At 63.5% G+C, this 13,518-nt stretch carries 13 protein-coding genes; 8 read left to right on the top strand and 5 right to left on the bottom strand.

Features of this window, described 5'->3' with window-relative positions:
• Positions 1-3: 3 nt before the first annotated feature.
• The gene (locus FF124_RS11915) at positions 4-1,812 is read right to left on the bottom strand and encodes a monovalent cation:proton antiporter-2 (CPA2) family protein (protein ID WP_138748717.1); all 1,809 of its coding nucleotides are present in this window, start codon (positions 1,810-1,812) and stop codon (positions 4-6) included.
• A 103-nt stretch (positions 1,813-1,915) separates the two neighbouring features.
• On the opposite strand from FF124_RS11915, the gene FF124_RS11910 reads away from it, so the two are divergent.
• The 7 genes from FF124_RS11910 (at position 1,916) to ppa (ending at position 8,494) form a co-directional block, all read left to right on the top strand.
• The gene (locus FF124_RS11910) at positions 1,916-3,271 is read left to right on the top strand and encodes a TldD/PmbA family protein (protein WP_138748716.1); all 1,356 of its coding nucleotides are present in this window, start codon (positions 1,916-1,918) and stop codon (positions 3,269-3,271) included.
• A 67-nt stretch (positions 3,272-3,338) separates the two neighbouring features.
• Positions 3,339-4,196 (top strand): 3'(2'),5'-bisphosphate nucleotidase CysQ, encoded by an 858-nt coding sequence (locus tag FF124_RS11905; RefSeq protein ID WP_138748715.1) that lies wholly within the window; start codon positions 3,339-3,341, stop codon positions 4,194-4,196.
• A 67-nt stretch (positions 4,197-4,263) separates the two neighbouring features.
• Entirely contained in the window at positions 4,264-4,497 is a 234-nt protein-coding gene (locus tag FF124_RS11900) for a DUF4170 domain-containing protein (RefSeq protein WP_138748714.1), read from the top strand.
• A gap of 257 nt (positions 4,498-4,754) precedes the next feature.
• Positions 4,755-6,146, top strand: coding sequence for a 3-deoxy-D-manno-octulosonic acid transferase (locus tag FF124_RS11895; protein WP_138748713.1), 1,392 nt, complete (start codon positions 4,755-4,757; stop codon positions 6,144-6,146).
• A gap of 46 nt (positions 6,147-6,192) precedes the next feature.
• On the top strand, positions 6,193-7,233 hold the full coding sequence (gene lpxK / locus FF124_RS11890; protein WP_138748712.1) for a tetraacyldisaccharide 4'-kinase: 1,041 nt from the start codon (positions 6,193-6,195) through the stop codon (positions 7,231-7,233).
• A 111-nt stretch (positions 7,234-7,344) separates the two neighbouring features.
• Positions 7,345-7,851, top strand: coding sequence for a GNAT family N-acetyltransferase (locus tag FF124_RS11885; RefSeq protein ID WP_138748711.1), 507 nt, complete (start codon positions 7,345-7,347; stop codon positions 7,849-7,851).
• A gap of 109 nt (positions 7,852-7,960) precedes the next feature.
• The gene (gene ppa / locus FF124_RS11880) at positions 7,961-8,494 is read left to right on the top strand and encodes an inorganic diphosphatase (protein ID WP_138748710.1); all 534 of its coding nucleotides are present in this window, start codon (positions 7,961-7,963) and stop codon (positions 8,492-8,494) included.
• Positions 8,495-8,624: 130 nt separating this feature from the next.
• Here ppa and FF124_RS11875 read toward each other — a convergent pair whose 3' ends face one another.
• Positions 8,625-8,915: a YggT family protein gene (locus tag FF124_RS11875; RefSeq protein ID WP_138748709.1), complete on the bottom strand. Its 291-nt coding sequence runs from the start codon at positions 8,913-8,915 to the stop codon at positions 8,625-8,627.
• 138 nt (positions 8,916-9,053) lie between these two features.
• Here FF124_RS11875 and FF124_RS11870 point away from each other — a divergent pair, with 138 nt between their 5' ends.
• Entirely contained in the window at positions 9,054-10,301 is a 1,248-nt protein-coding gene (locus FF124_RS11870) for an MFS transporter (RefSeq protein WP_138748708.1), read from the top strand.
• A gap of 9 nt (positions 10,302-10,310) precedes the next feature.
• Here the strand turns inward: FF124_RS11870 and FF124_RS11865 are convergent, their stop codons facing one another.
• The 3 genes from FF124_RS11865 to FF124_RS11855 form a co-directional block, all read right to left on the bottom strand.
• Complete coding sequence (locus FF124_RS11865; protein WP_138748707.1) at positions 10,311-11,012, bottom strand: glutamine amidotransferase; 702 nt, start codon at positions 11,010-11,012, stop codon at positions 10,311-10,313.
• A complete protein-coding gene (locus tag FF124_RS11860) occupies positions 11,005-11,493 on the bottom strand; it encodes a tellurite resistance TerB family protein (protein WP_138748706.1) in 489 nt (162 codons plus the stop codon). The genes FF124_RS11865 and FF124_RS11860 overlap by 8 nt, the downstream gene beginning before the upstream one ends.
• A 133-nt stretch (positions 11,494-11,626) precedes the next feature.
• The gene (locus FF124_RS11855) at positions 11,627-13,516 is read right to left on the bottom strand and encodes a heme biosynthesis protein HemY (RefSeq protein ID WP_138748705.1); all 1,890 of its coding nucleotides are present in this window, start codon (positions 13,514-13,516) and stop codon (positions 11,627-11,629) included.
• Positions 13,517-13,518 lie beyond the last annotated feature (2 nt).

Genomic DNA, 13,518 nt, shown 5'->3' with positions numbered 1-13,518 from the left:
CGCTCAGGCCATATCCTTGCCGGTGACCTTGACGGTCGGATCGATCCGGTTGCGCTTCGGCCGCATCAGCGGTTCAGGGCTGACGGGGTGGGTGTGGAGCATGTCGGAGCCGGCCATGATGCCCTCAACCGCCTGGATTTCCAGCCGCTTGGCGTCGCGACGGCGGATGTCGTCGGTGATCGCGGTCGCCTCGTCCTCGCTCGTGCCGAGCGCGATCAGCGTTTCCTTGCCGAAGACGAGGCCGGACTCCAGCGTCTCGCGCAGCTCGTATTCGACGCCGCGCTGGCGCAGCGCCAGCGTGTGGCCCCGGTCATAGGAGCGGGCGTAGATGTGGGCGCGGGGAAAATTCTCCTGCACCACGTCGATCACCCGGTCGGTGATTTCGCGCTTCTGGGTGCACACGGCAACGATCTTGGCCTTCTCGATGCCGGCGGCGACAAGCACCTCCTTGCGGGTGCCGTCGCCGAAATAGATGTGGAAGCCGAAGGCCGATGCCTGACGGATACGTTCGGCAGAATAGTCGATGATGGTGACGTCGCGGCCGCTTGCCAGAAGGATCTGCGCCGCGATCTGGCCGAAGCGGGAGAAGCCGACCATCAGCACGTCGGCGTCGGCGCCATCGAAATCCTCCTCCATCTCCTCGTGGCCCTCCTGGCGCGTCGTGATCCGCTCGGCCAGCCGCACGCAAAGCGGCGTCGCGACCATGGAGAGCGTCACCACCGCGATCAGCACCGAGGCAATGGCGTTCGACAGCACCCCGGCGGCAGCCGCCGTCGAGAACATGACGAAGCCGAATTCGCCGCCCTGGGGCAGGAGGGCGGCAATGCGGATCGCCTCGTCATGTCCCGAGCCCGAGACCCGACAGAGGCCGTAGATGACCGCTGCCTTGACGGCAAGGAGCACCGGCACGGCGATGACGATGAGCAGGAGGTTGTCATAGACCACCTGGAGCTCGAGCGAGAGCCCGACGGCGATGAAGAAGATCGAGAGAAACACGCCCCGGAAGGGCTCGATATCGGCCTCGAGCTCATGGCGGTAGGATGATTCGGCGAGCATCACGCCGGCAAGGAACGCGCCCATCGCCATGGAGAGGCCCACCATCTGCATGGCCATGGCCGAACCGATGACGAGGAACAGCGCCGCGACGATCATCACCTCGCGCGCGCCGGTCGCGGCGATGATCTGGAAAACCGGCGTCAGCACATAGCGGCCGGCGGCGACCATCAGCGCGACCACCAGAAGTGCAAGGGCGGCACTCGTCAGCATGTCGGAGGTCGTCGCCTCCTCGACGCCGCCGCCAAGAATGCTGACAAGCGCCAGAAGCGGGACGATGGCGATGTCCTGAAACAGCAGCATGGAGAAGGAACGCTGACCGTAGCGGGTGTTGACGTCGCCGCTGTCGTCGAGGATCTGCATGGCGAAGGCCGTTGACGACAGGGCGAGGCCGGAGCCGGCGATCACGGCTGCGCTCCAGTTGCCCACGCCGCCGAGATGGGCGAGCGGGACCAGGATGGCGGCGGTGACCGTGACCTGGGCAAGGCCGAGGCCGAAAATATCCTTGCGCATGGTCCACAGACGCGCCGGCTTCAACTCCAGCCCGATCATGAACAGCAGGAAGACGATGCCGAGTTCGGCGACGTGGAGAACCTCCTCGCCATTCGTGATGCGTTGCAGAACCGGGCCGATGACGACGCCGCCGGCAAGGTAGCCGAGTACTGTGCCTAGCCCCAGCCGCTTGAAGATCGGCGCGGCAATCGCGGCCGCCCCCAGCATCCATACGGTTTCGGTGAAGAGGCTCTGCGTCGTCGCCATATACTGATCCCTGAATGTGAAGAAATCGAACGACCGAAGTGAACGATACTTGATGCGATGGAAAGTGAACAATAAATGGAAGCCCAAGGAAAGGCCAATGCCCATGTCATCGAAACTATCGCACAAAGATTCCGGTCAACTGATCGAGAGCGCGGCGCGGATCCTCGCAGTTGCGAAACAAAAAGGCGCCGACGCTGCCGATGTGGTCGTCTCCGAAGGGGCGTCCAATAGCGTCTCTGTGCGCGAGGGAAAGCGCGAAAACGCGCAGGCCTCCGAAAACCGGGGCTTTTCGCTGCGCGTGTTTTCCGGCGCGAAGGTCGCCAGCGTCTCGACCAATACCGATGACGATGTGGAAACGCTGGTAGATCGCGCATTGGCGATGGCGAGGGTCTCGCCGGAAGACCCCTTCGCAAGCCTCGCCGATCCCGACCGGCTGGCGCGCGCGGTTCCGGATCTCGATCTTTACGATCCGACCGAGGTTTCAACCGAGATGCTCGCCGCTCGCGCGCTCGCCGCCGAGGAAGCTGCGCTTTCGGTCGAGGGCGTCACGAGAAGCTCCGGCGCCGGGGCGGCGCACGGCGAAGTGGCCTTCGCGCTGGTGACCTCGGACGGCTTTGCCGGCGGCTATCGCCGATCCTATTCGTCCACCTCGGTCTCGGTCGTCGCGGGCGAGGGCGCCGGCATGCAACGCGACCATGACAGCGACGCGCGCTCTCATGACGGCGATCTGCGCCCGGCCGCGGAGATCGGTCGTGAGGCCGGCGAACGCGCGGTCGCGCGGCTTTCACCGCGCCAGCTTGAAACCCGCAAGGGCGCTGCCGTGTTGTTCGAGGCCAAGCAGGCGCGCAGCCTCCTTGGTCATCTGGCCGGCGCGATCTCAGGCTCTGCCGTTGCCCGCAAGACCAGTTTCCTCCGCGACAGGCTCGGCAAGCAGGTCCTGAAGGCCGGCGTGAATGTGATCGACGACCCGTCGATCCTGCGCGGTGCGGGCTCGCAGCCCTTCGACGGCGAGGGCGTGGAAAGCCGCAGGCTGGCAATGGTCGAGGATGGCGTGCTGCAGCAGTGGTTCCTGTCCACCGCACTTGGACGCGAGCTGGGCTTTGAGACCAACGGGCGCGGCACGCGCTCGGGCAATTCGCTTTCCGCGTCTCCGACCAATCTTTCCCTTGAGCCGGGCGCAAAAAGCCCGGAAGAGCTGATGCGGGAGATCGGGACCGGGCTCTACGTGACCGAACTGATCGGCCATGGCGTCAACATGGTGACCGGCGAATATTCGCGCGGCGCGAGCGGCTTCTGGATCGAGAACGGCGAGATCGCCTATCCGGTCTCTCAGGTCACGATTGCCGGCAACCTCAGGGACATGTTCCTGTCCATGACGCCGGCAACCGACCTTGATCGCCTCTATTCGATTGCTGCGCCCAGCATCCTTGTCGAGGGGCTGACGCTGGCCGGGCGCTAGATAGGCTCGCAATATTCCGGAAAAGCTCTATATCTTCCTCTCGTCCCCAACCGGCCGTCCCGGCCGAATGACCGGGACGGTCCCGGAAAGGCAGATACGATTGACTGACTATGAAACCACCGGCGAGGACTGGTCGTCCGATCTTGCGCTCATCGAGGATGCGGCGCGGGAGGCGGGCGCCGTGGCGCTGTCGCATTTCGGGCAAGACCCGGAAGTCTGGTGGAAGAATGGCGGCCAGTCGCCGGTCAGCGCCGCGGATTACGCGGCCAATGAATGCCTGGAGGCGATCCTGATGAAGGCGCGGCCGGACTATGGCTGGCTTTCGGAGGAAAGTCAGGATGATTTGCGCCGCCTTGACACCGAGCGCGCCTTCGTCGTCGACCCGATCGACGGCACGCGTGGCTTTCTCGGCGGGCAGACGAACTGGGTGGTCAGCGTCGCCGTGGTCAGCCGCAAGCGGCCGGTGGCCGGCGTGCTGGTGGCGCCGGCGCTCGGCGATGTCTACACCGCGATGGACGGCGGGCCAGCCATGCTGAACGGCGCGGCGATCCAGGCGTCCGAAAACCGGGGCGGCGCGGACGGCGAGCAGCTCGAACTCTGCCTGCCCGCAAGCCTGGCCGACAGGTTTCATCCGCGCTTTCGCGAAAGACTGAGGCGGGCGGCCTATATTCCCTCGCTGGCCTATCGTCTTGCGCTCGTGGCCGAAGGTCGGCTTGACGGCACGCTGGTCAAGCCGAATTCCCATGACTGGGACCTTGCCGCCGCCGACATTATTCTCGCGCGCGCCGGGGCCGCTCTCGTTGATGACGCGGGCAGGGCGCTCAGCTACAACCGCTCGGGCGTGCGTCACGGTACGCTCTTTGCCGGCAACCGCGCGCTGGTCGACACGCTGTTGCGGCAATTCGGCCCGTCCGGACAATCTTGACAAGAGCAATCAAACCTTCGACACAGAGGCCGGAGGACTTGAGGCAAACGAACAAGTGAGGCTCAACATGGCTGATACGGTTGAAAACAAGCAGTTGCTGCATCTCGTCTTCGGTGGCGAACTGGAAAACCTGAAGAGCACGAAATTCACCGATCTCGACGCGCTCGACATCGTCGGCATCTATCCGAATTACGCGAGCGCGCATGCGGCCTGGAAATCAAAGGCCCAGCAGACGGTCGACAATGCCCATATGCGCTATTTCATCGTTCACCTGCACCGCCTTCTCGATCCCGAAAGCTAACCTACGGCGGGTCGGCCTCCTTCTTTTCGCCGCACAGATGTGTTTTAGCGGTTCTGCAGATTAGCGCGTTCTGTGTAAGTAGAGCCCTGCGTTACTTTGCGTTTCTTGTTGAACGCATCGGCAAAACGGCATTTTTCGAAATTGTTGGCTTGGTCCGGATTCCCGCTTGATGGTATTTCTAGGAACAGGTGATTCGCGTTTTGGTAGCGGTGCGGCTGCCTGTCCTTAGGTTTGAGAACGGGGATGCGGACGAAGGTATGAAAACTGGCCTTTCAGTTTGGCTCGCCAAAAACGGGTATTGGCTCGGCGGTGTTCTGGGCTATCCGTTGTTGTGGGCGATACTTCAGTATCGCAAGCACAAGGGAAAGGAAGAGCGCGGTCGCCTCGGAGAGCGTTTCGGGCGGTCCGGTCTCCCCCGGCCCGACGGGCCGCTGGTCTGGATCCATGCGGCAAGCGTCGGCGAGACGCTGGCCGTGACACAGTTGATCGAGCAGATCAAAGGCTGCGGTCTCTCCATTCTGCTGACGACGGGAACGGTGACCTCCGCAAGGCTGGCTGCCGAGCGTTTCGGCGGCGACGTGATCCATCAATATGTGCCGATCGACGCGATGCCGGCCGTCTCCCGTTTCCTCGATCACTGGCGGCCGGACCTCGCCGTCAATGTGGAGACGGAGGTGTGGCCGGTCACGATCGGCGAGCTCGCCCGTCGCAAGATCGCCCAGATCATCGTCAACGGCCGGATTTCCGATCGTTCCTTCGAGCGCTGGATGCATCGCCGGGAACTGGCGCGCAGCCTGTTCTCCCGCTTTTCCCTGGTCATGGCCCAGACCGATTTGGATGCCGAGCGCTTTTCCGATCTCGGTGCCCTGCATGTCACGGTGGCCGGCAACCTGAAAGTCGATCGCGACGCGCCGCCGGCCGATGACCAGCTTGTCCGGACCTTGCGCGAGGCGATCGGGGATCGACCCGTCTGGGCCGCGATTTCGACCTTTGACGGCGAGGAAAAAATCGCCGCCGACGTGCATGTGGCGCTGCGCGGCAAGCATCGTGGCCTCCTGACCATCATTGTGCCGCGCCATCCCGATCGCGGCGATGTTCTGGCCGGATTGTTCGCCGCGAAAGGGCTCAATGTCTGCCGGCGTTCGCGCGACGAGATACCGGCGGAGGAGACGGACATTCTTCTGGGCGACACGATGGGTGATATGGGGCTTTACCTGCGCCTGACGGAGATCGCCTTCGTCGGCCGCTCCCTGATCGCCAAGGGCGGACAGAACCCGCTTGAGCCGGCCATGCTCGGGGCCGCGGTGATCACCGGTCCCAATGTCGACAATTTCCGCGACACCTACAGGCAGCTTCGCCAGCGCGGCGCTGTGCGGACCGTCGAAAGCGCGGAAGCGCTGATGCAGTCGGTCGATTTCCTCTTGAGCGACCGGGATGCGCGCGGACTGATGATTTCGGCCGGCTATGCCGGCGTGCGCGACATGCGCGGCGCGCTGATCAAGACGATGAAGGGGATGGAGCGCTTTCTCGCGCCCCTGAGGCTGGAGGCCCGTTTCTTTGCCCGGCCGAGACCCGTTCCGGAAAAGAAGCGCACCGTCAACATCAAGGACAAGATCGCAAGCCAGGACCTGCGCAAGGCTCTTCGCTGAAGGCGCGCCCTTCCGTCTTGTCGTCAAACGGGGGCGGCTTTTTTTCATGCAGACGACAATCCATGCATTCTGGTGGCGCAAGAGCCATGTGCTGAGCCGCATTCTCTGGCCCTTCGCGCGCCTTTACGGGGCGATCGCCGGGCGCCGCATGCGGCGGGCGAAAGGGGCGACAGTTTCCGTTCCGGTCCTGTGCGTGGGCAATTTCACCGTTGGCGGAACCGGCAAGACGCCGGTTGCCGAAGCGCTGGCAAAAGCGGCCATTGCTGCCGGGCGAAGGCCCGGCTTCGTGTTGCGGGGCTATGGCGCGAAGGTCGCCTCGGCGCGTCTGGTGGACCCGGCAAAGCACACCCATGCCGATGTCGGCGACGAGGCGCTGATGCTGTCGCGGACCGCGCCTGTGGCTGTTTCCCCGGCGCGCGTTGATGCGGCGGAGCTCTTGGTGAGTGAGGGCGTCGACTTCATCATCATGGATGACGGGCTGCAAAGCGGCAGGTTGAGGCCCGATTTCGCGGTCGCGGTGGTGGATGCCAAGCGCGGCTTCGGCAACGGGCTGTGCCTGCCGGCAGGACCGTTGCGGGCGCCGCTTGCCGCCCAGCTTCCGAAGACGAACGTCATTCTTCTGAACGGCGATGGCGCATGCGCGGCCGATGTGACAGCCCTTGCCCGACAGGCGCATATGCCTATGGAGCGCTTTAGCCAAACGCCTGATGGCGATGGGGCCGCAAAGCTCGCCGGACGGCGGGTGCTTGCCTATGCCGGGATCGGCGATCCCGACAAGTTCTTCGATACGCTAGAAGGGCTCGGCGCTGTCGTTGCCGAACGCGTGCGGCTTGCCGACCACGAAGCGATCACGCCGGCGCTCGCCCGAAAACTCCTGGCACAGACGGGCGACGGCGCGCTTCTGCCAGTGACGACTGCCAAGGATATGGCGCGGCTTTCCGGCGCGACGGACCGCGATCTTGCAGCCCTGCGCGCGTTGAGCGCGGTTCTGGAGATCACCGCCGTTTTCGAAGACCCGATGATGGCCGACTGCCTGGTTTCAGCCGCAGCCGACGCTTTCAAACGACGGGGCGACGCGCCGGATTGATCGGGCGGAACCGAAGCCGCCGGATTCGCGGTTCGATTTGGTGTGGGCAAATGCGGTCGATTGTCGTATTCTCGGCCTGTGCCGAGAGACCAAGAAAATCGGTAGGGTGCCATGAGGATATTGTCTGGCGACGTACGCCCCGCGAAAGCGGACGATGCGGAAAAGATCGCAAACGTGCACTGGCGCGCCTGGCAGCATACCTATGCGGGCATCATTCCCCACGCCGTTCTGCAGACGATGATCACCGAGCGCAATCTCGCCTGGTGGCGGCGGGCGATCGCGTGCGAGGAAACGCTTCTGGTGCTCGAGGTCGAGGGCGAACCGGTCGGCTATGCCAGCGTCGGGCTCAACCGGGTGAAGACATTGCCGCAGGAAGGCGAGATCTACGAAATCTACCTTCTGCCCGAATATCAAGGCCTCGGCTTCGGTCGCGAACTGTTCGAGGCGGCGCGGCGGCTGCTGAACTCGCTCGGCTGCAAGGGCACGATCTGCTGGGCGATCGACACGCTCGATCAGGCCGCCTTCTTCTTCAGCGGGCTCGGCGGCAAGCCGCTCGCCTTCGCCGAGGAGCACTATGGCGACCGGCTGATCGGCAGAATTTCCTACGTCTGGGACTGACGGCCGCCCGGCGCGGACCGGGAAATTAACGGAAGTCATTTCGCGTTATTGCTTTGTCGGGCCATTTTGATTATCCAAGTCGCGATATTTTCCCTGTTTGGAGGCACCTATGCGTATTGAAGCGATTTCCATCGGCAAGAACCCGCCGGACGACATCAATGTTATTGTCGAAGTGCCGATGGGCGGCCAGCCGATCAAGTACGAGATGGACAAGGACGCCGGCGTTCTGGTGGTCGACCGCTTCCTGTATACGCCGATGATGTATCCCGGCAATTACGGCTTCGTGCCCCATACGCTTTCCGATGACGGCGACCCGATCGACGTCCTGATCTGCAATTTCCGTCCGCTCATGCCCGGCTGCGTGATCAATGTCCGCCCGATCGGCGTGATGATGATGGAAGACAATTCCGGCAAGGACGAGAAGATCATCGCCGTTCCCTCGCAGGATGTCAGCGCCCGCTTCGACAAGGTGCAGAACTTCACCGATATTCCGGACATCCAGCTGAAGCAGGTCGAGCACTTCTTCGAGCACTACAAGGATCTGGAGCCCGGCAAGTGGGTCAAGATCTTCGGCTGGCACGATGTCAACGAAGCCAAGAAGCTGATCGTCGAGGCGATCGAGCGTGCCAAACAGAAGGGCTGAGGCTTTCGAAAGCCCGCATCTGCGGGCTTGTCCGGATGAAAGCTTGCCGGGTCCCGAAAGGGCCCGGCGTTTTGTTTTTCAAGGACAGGCTGTCGACGGGCGCTAAAACTCGTGACGTCTGTCAGCTTTCTTACAAGAACTGAGGGATAAGGCCGGTCACGATCAGGCGCTGCAGGAAGAAAACAATCAGCAGAACGATCACCGGTGAAATGTCGATCCCGCCGAGGTTGGGCAGGAAATTGCGGATCGGACGGTAGACCGGCTCGGTGATGGCGTAGAGCGCGCGACCGATCGAATTGATGAATTCGCTGCGCGCGTTGATGATGTTGAACGCATAGAGCCAGGAGAATATGGCGCTGGCGATGATCACCCACTTATAGATTTCAAGTGCGTAATAAATCGTCTCGAATAGCGCGATCATAGATAACTCCCGTTTTTTCCTTGCAAACATTTAGACATTCAAATCTAAACGGGCAAGGGGGCTTGGGTTTTCATCGGGAGGGATCGTTGGAAAACCGGAGACAGTCCCGTCATTCGCATTCCGGAAAGCCTGACCCAGATGATGAACTCTGAGACCGGCGCGCGCTTCGACGCCTTCAAACACCGAAGCTACGCCCTTTACTTCTTCTCGCGCTTCCTCGGCACCTTCGCCGTCCAGATCGTTTCCGTTGCCGTCGGCTGGCAGATGTATGACGAGACCGGCAATGCGTTCTATCTCGGCCTGATCGGGCTGTTCCAGTTCCTGCCCTCGCTGCTGCTGACGCTGGTGACCGGCACGGTTGCCGACCGCTACAACCGCCGCATGATCGCGGCGATCTGCTTCGGCGTGGCAACCGCCTGTGCCGCCGCGCTGCTGACGATTACCGTGCTCGGACTGTTCTCGCCCTGGCCGGTCTTTGCGCTTCTCGCCGTCTTCGGCACGGAGCGGGCCTTTTCCGGCCCGGCGCTGCAATCTCTGGCGCCGAATCTGGTGCCGGAAAAGGACCTTGCAAACGCGATTGCCTGGAACTCGTCTTCCTGGCAGATCGCCTCCATCGTCGGGCCGGTTGCCGGCGGCCTACTTTATGGCGGCGGCGCGGTGCTGGCCTATTCGTCGGCCCTGGCGCTTTTCGGCGGCGCCACGCTGCTGATGCTGATGGTGCCGAAGCCCGCAAGCCGGAAGCCGCACAGCGCTGTCTCGCTTGAAAGCATCCTTGCCGGCTTCCGCTTCATCACCACGGAAAAGGTGGTTCTCGGGGCGATCTCGCTCGATCTCTTCGTCGTGCTTCTCGGCGGCGCGGTGGCGCTGATGCCGATCTTTGCTCGCGATATTCTCGATCTCGGCCCCTGGGGGCTCGGCCTTCTGCGCGCAGCGCCCGGCGTCGGCGGCGTGCTCGTCGCGCTGGTTCTGGCAAGCGTGCCGATCCGCCACCATGCCGGCTATTACATGTTTGCAGGCGTTGCCGTGTTCGGCATCTCAACGATCGTCTTCGGCCTTTCCGCCAGCCCGTGGATCTCGATCGCGGCGCTTGCGGTGATGGGCGGTGCGGACATGATCTCGGTCTATGTGCGCGAAACCCTGATCGCGCTGTGGACGCCGGACGAATTGCGCGGCCGGGTCAATGCCGTGAACATGGTGTTCGTCGGCGCCTCCAACGAACTCGGCGAGTTCCGCGCCGGCACCATGGCCCATGTCATCGGCGCCGTCCCCGCCGTCATCTTCGGCGGCATCGGCTCGCTGGCTGTCGCCGGTATCTGGGCGGCGAAGTTCACCAAGCTTCGCAATGTCGACAGCCTGGAAACGCCCGACCACCTCGTCGGGCGGTAGGCGATCCGGTCAGCCGGCCTCGTCGAAGACGATGTCGAGGAAATTGTCGAGCCAGGCTTTCAGCGCCCGGTCGTGCAGCATCCGGCCTTCCAGGTGCGCGCTGCCCGGCTGGGCCTTCGGCAGGGTGAACCGGCTTGCGCCGCGCACCACCCAGCTCTGCATCATCATCCGCGTCAGCTCGGCGTGGAACTGCACGCCGTAAGCCTTCTTGCCGTAGCGATAGGCCTGGTTGGGGTAAAGGTCGCCGCGCGCCAGAAGCTCGGCACCATGCGGCAGTTCAAAACCCTCGCGGTGGAACTGGTAGACCATGGAGGGCCATTTCATCAGCATCCGGCCATTATTCGTGGCTTCGATCGGATACCATCCGATCTCCACCGAGCCGTCATGATTGCCGTAGACCTTCGCGCCGAGCTGCCGGGCCAGCATCTGCGCGCCGAGGCAGATGCCGAGAAAGGGCCGGTTCTCCTTCAGCGGCACGTCGAGCCAGTTGATCTCGCGGCGAACATAGTCCTCGTTGTCATTGGCGCTCATGGGGCCGCCGAAGACGACGGCGCCGGAGTGGTTTTCAAGCGTTTCCGGGAGGGCGTCGCCGAGCGCAGGGCGGCGGATGTCGAGCGGAAAATGCTTCTGCATGAGAAGCTGACCGACCCGGCCGGGCGTCGAACGCTCCTGATGCAGGATGATCAGGACCGGTTTCTTTCTGTCACTCATCGTTTTCGGCGTCTTTCTCGTCAGCGATCTCGGCCCGCTTCAGGGCCGCCTGCCGTTCCAGCACGCGGTCACGGCCGGAAACGCCGATCAGTTCGGCAATCCGCCAGACCACATTGTCTTCCATTTCGCTGCGGCTGCCGTCGGCATAGGCGATGTCCCACAGCAGGCCGATCAGGCGGATGCGCTGGTCTTCGTCGAGATGGCGCTTCACGTCGGAGGTGAAGCGGTAGAAGTCGACGGCCTCGCTGCCGGCCTCTTCTCCGGCCGAGATCAGGTCTTCCAGCCCCGCGCCGTGCAGGCCGTACTGGTTTTCCATCAATTCGCGAAGACGCTTCTGTTCGCTCTCGCTGATCACCCCGTCTGCTTCCATCACCTGATAGCAAAGCGCGACAACGGCGACACGGGCGTCGTTCGGCCGGGCGCCTTCATCCGCGCCGTCATTGGTGATGTCCTGCAGGAACCTGCTGATTTTTTCGAACATGCGGGATTATGCCTTGCTGGTGGGTCGTGATGCATCATTGCGCGCGGAAGTCTCCTCGCCAATAGGCCAATTGCCCCCGCGCGGTCAAATTACAGTTATGACAATCGTCTATTCCGGGCGGGCAAAAGGTTGGTCAGAAAAAACGGCGTTTCTTCGTCGGCGGCGTGTCGTCCTCATCGCTATCATCGATGCCCGGATCATCCGGCGTGCGCCCGCCAAAGGGCGAATAGCCGGACTTGCTTTCGTCGTCGTCTTCTTCATCCGCTGCGCTTTCGGCCGGTCGCGGCGGCACTTCCACCTCATCGTCCGCAACCGCGTCTTTTACTGCGGTGGTCTCATCCTTGCTTGCGAGGTCTTCTTCCGCCGGCTTTTCATCAGCCGCCGCGTCGACCGTTTCGGCTTCCTCGTCCGGGGCCTGCGGATGCTCGTGATCGGCCTTCTCCTCGGCTCGGGCGGGCTTGGCATCCTCTGCCCCGGCGATATGCGCTGCCTCGACGACGGCCGCCGGGGCTGCGGCTGCGGCATCGATCACCGTCGGCGCTTCGGGGCGGTCGCCCGTCGGGCCCTTCGGCGCATCGCTTGCCATGGCCTCGGCTTCCGCCTCTGCCGCGTCATCGAAGATCGGGGCATCGTCGGCCGGCTTGTCTTCATCAGCCTTCGCGCCACCGACGGGGGGCAGGCTCTTCAGGGCCTCGTCCAGACGGGTCGCCGAGCCTTCCTCGACCGGTCCTTCGATCGCGCCATAGGGCACTTTCCAGTCGAACGCGTCAATCTTGCCGGTTGCCGGCGAGAAAGGTCGCCAGTATTCGGACACCAGGCCGTCGGCCACCCAGGTCGGGTCCCGCTCGGCGCGCAGCGCCTGCGCCATCCAGTGGCGCACGCGGCCCTGGTCGCCGGTTTCAGCTTCCTCTATATCGGCCAGCAGCAGAAAGGCGCTTTCGCGCGATTGCATGCGGGCGGCGGCCTCCGCCTTGGTGCGCGCCTTTTCGAATTCGCGCGCGTCGAGCGCTGCGCGGGCAACCACCATCAGCGAGACCGGGTTGTTCGGCTTCAGCCCCTCAAGCTTTTCGGCCCGCTTCAGCCGGTCAACGGCGGTATCGCCGCCGCGCGCGCGCACATAGAGCGCGCCGGTTTGCGGGTGCGGTTCCTTCTTCCACACCATCTCCAGAACGCCCGCCGATTTCCGCACATTGGCCTGCGCCAGATAGGCCTTGGCGGCAATGATCGCGGCGGGGTGGAAGTCATCGCGCAGCTTCAGCGCCTGAAGCGCATCGGTGGCAGCCCCCTTGGGGTCGGTGTCGAGCTTGCTTTCGGCGCGCGCCGTCAGAAGCACCGCCTTCAGGCGGGCGGACTCCTGCTTGTCGGTCACCCTGGCTGAACGCTGCTGATCCAGCAGGCGGATGGCGTCGTCCCAGCGACCCTGGCGGGTGCGGGCCTCGAGCGTCGCCTTGGCGGCCCAGGCGAGATAGGGCGCCTTGTCGGCGGCGCGCTCGGCATATTGCTGGGCGGCTTCATCCGCGCCGACGCGTTTTGCCTCAAGGTAGAGCCCGCGCAGGCCGAGTTCCTGCGTCTCCGGGTCCTCGGCCATGGTCTCGAACAACCGGCGCGCCCTGTCGTGATTGCCCTCGATCAGGGCAACCTGCGCATCGAGCACATGAATGAGCGGCTCCTGATCGACGCTGAGAAGCGCATGGGCGCGCGTGCTCATCTTGCGTGCCATCACCAGATTGCCGGAACCGGCCGCAATCAGCCCGGTGGAGATCGCCTGATAGCCGCGATCCCGCTTGCGGGCACGAAAATAACGGCGAACGCTGTTGGGCGAGGTCCACAGCGCGCTCACCAGCCACCAGACGACCATGACCACGAAGATCAGCGCGATCAGCAGCGCAAGCGCCGTGGTCAGCGGCGTCTGGAACAATTGCCCCTGCCATGTCAGCGTCAGCTCGCCGGGGCGATCCGCGAACCAGGAGAAGCCAAGCGCAAAGGCGAGAACGACGAGTGCAAAGATGAGCAGCCTGATCATGT

Source organism: Martelella lutilitoris (assembly GCF_005924265.1).
GTDB lineage: Bacteria > Pseudomonadota > Alphaproteobacteria > Rhizobiales > Rhizobiaceae > Martelella > Martelella lutilitoris.
This window is presented reverse-complemented; position numbering and strand designations above follow the sequence as displayed.